This is a genomic window from Burkholderia sp. Ac-20392 (genome assembly GCF_017104585.1).
Lineage (GTDB): Bacteria > Pseudomonadota > Gammaproteobacteria > Burkholderiales > Burkholderiaceae > Burkholderia > Burkholderia lata.
Genome location: NZ_JAAGPB010000906.1, coordinates 1 through 1,931 on the forward strand (window position 1 = coordinate 1; position 1,931 = coordinate 1,931).

At 68.4% G+C, this 1,931-nt stretch carries 2 protein-coding genes and 1 pseudogene; all 3 read left to right on the forward strand.

Annotated features, from left to right (window positions below; genetic code table 11):
• Window positions 1-211 (forward strand): annotated as a pseudogene (locus G3N99_RS39580) (sensor histidine kinase); the annotation flags it as partial.
• A 76-nt stretch (window positions 212-287) separates the two neighbouring features.
• Window positions 288-1,631, forward strand: coding sequence for a hemolysin family protein (locus tag G3N99_RS39585; RefSeq protein WP_011355838.1), 1,344 nt, complete (start codon window positions 288-290; stop codon window positions 1,629-1,631).
• 22 nt (window positions 1,632-1,653) lie between these two features.
• Window positions 1,654-1,931, forward strand: a 278-nt coding sequence (locus G3N99_RS39590) for a thiamine phosphate synthase (protein WP_206125116.1), incomplete at its 3' end; no start/stop codon positions are given.

Consider the following 1,931-nt stretch of genomic DNA (forward strand, 5'->3'; position numbering starts at 1 on the left):
TGCGCTCGCCGATCCTGCGCAGCCGCACGCGCTCGAAGCGTGCGCACGACGCGAGATGCTGCGCGAGCGCGACGCCAAGCGGATCGCCTGGACGCTCGCGCTCTGCCAGCGCGTCGCGCTCGCACACGGCGGCACGTTCTCGCACGACGCGTTCGCCGACGGCGCCACCGCCACCCTCACGTTCTCCGTCCCCGGTGAGGCGCCGGTGTAAGCAATCGGCCGCCCGACACATTACAAATTCCTTTCTGGCTCTATACTGATGGGCCTGTCATAACCGGAGTGTTTCTTTGTTACAGATCTTCGCGCTCATCGGCGCGTTGTTCCTGGTGGCCCTGAACGGGTTCTTCGTCGCGGCCGAATTCGGCCTCGTCAAACTGCGCGCCACGCGCGTCAAGACACTGGCCCGCAAGCACGGCCTGCGCGGCCGCATCCTCGGTATCGTGCACGGCCGGCTCGACGCGTATCTTTCCGCGTGCCAGCTCGGCATCACGCTCGCGTCGCTCGGCCTCGGCTGGGTCGGCGAACCGGCCTTCGCACAACTGCTCGGCCCGCTGCTCGACCTGATCGGCGTGCAGTCCGAACGCGTCGTGCACCTGATCTCGCTGGTGTTCGCGTTCTCGCTGATCTCGTTCCTGCACATCGTCGTCGGCGAGCTGGCGCCGAAATCGATGGCGATCCGCCAGTCGGAGAAGGTCGGCCTGTGGGTCGCGCTGCCGCTCTATGCGTTCTACTGGGCGATGTATCCGGCGATCTGGGTGCTCAACAACAGCGCCAACGCGGTGCTGAGGCTCGCGGGGCTGTCCGCCGACCACGGCGGCGACGCCCACTACTCGACCGACGAGCTGAAGCTGATCCTGCGCAGCCGCCGCAGCACGGCCGGCAATCCGGCCCAGCCAGCGCGCGGCACGTACAGCAACGACGAGTGGAACACGCTCGCGCATTCGCTCGATTTTTCGTCGATGACGGTGTCGGACCTGATGCGGCCGGCCCATGAAATGATCGGTCTGCGCCGCGACCTGCCGCTGCCCGACAACATGGAGATCGTCGCGCGGCACCGCTTCAGCCGCTATCCGCTGTTCGAGGACGCGTCGCGCGAGCAGGTGAGCGGGCTGATCCACCTGAAGGACCTGCTGCTCGCACGTCATGCGGGCGCGGCGCTCGAAGACCTGTCGGACTACGTACGCCCCGTGCAGTACGTGAAGCCCGACACGCCGGCGCTCGACCTGTTCCGCCGCTTCCGCAAGGGCGCGCCGCACTTCGCGCTGGTCGGCAACAAGGGCGAGAAGCCGATCGGCTTCCTGACGCTCGACAACCTGCTCGGCGCACTGGTCGGCCAGATCCACGACGAGTTCCGCCAGGGCGACGCCGACTGGAGCCGCCTCGACGACGGCACGCTGATGGGCAAGGGCAGCCTGCCGGTCGTGTCGCTCGAACAGGCGCTCGGCATCGACATCGACGAAGGCCGCGCGGAATCGGTCGGCGGCCTCGTGATCCAGGCGCTCAGCGACCTGCCGACCGAAGGGCAGCGCGTGTCGTTCGACCGCTTCGACGTCGTCGTGAAGAAGATGAACGGGCCGCGCATCGTGCTCGTGCGCGTCTACCCGAAGATCGCGAAAGAGGCCGACGAGTGACGGCCGCGCTTCGCCGCACGCGATGAACGCCACGCTGCCGCGCTGCTGCGTGATCACGCCGGAACCGGCGTCCGCGTCGGCAGCCGATGGCGCGGCGTTCCTCGACCGGCTGTCCGCCGTGCTCGCGCGCGGCGAGACGCTCGTGCAACTGCGCGTGAAATCGCTCGATGCAGCCGCGTTCGCGCGACTCGCCGTCGAAGCGCTCGCGCGCTGCAACGCGGCCGGCGCACACCTGATGCTGAACGGCCCGATCGATGCGACCGGCGTGATGCGGCTCGACGGCGCCGGCTGGCATCACGC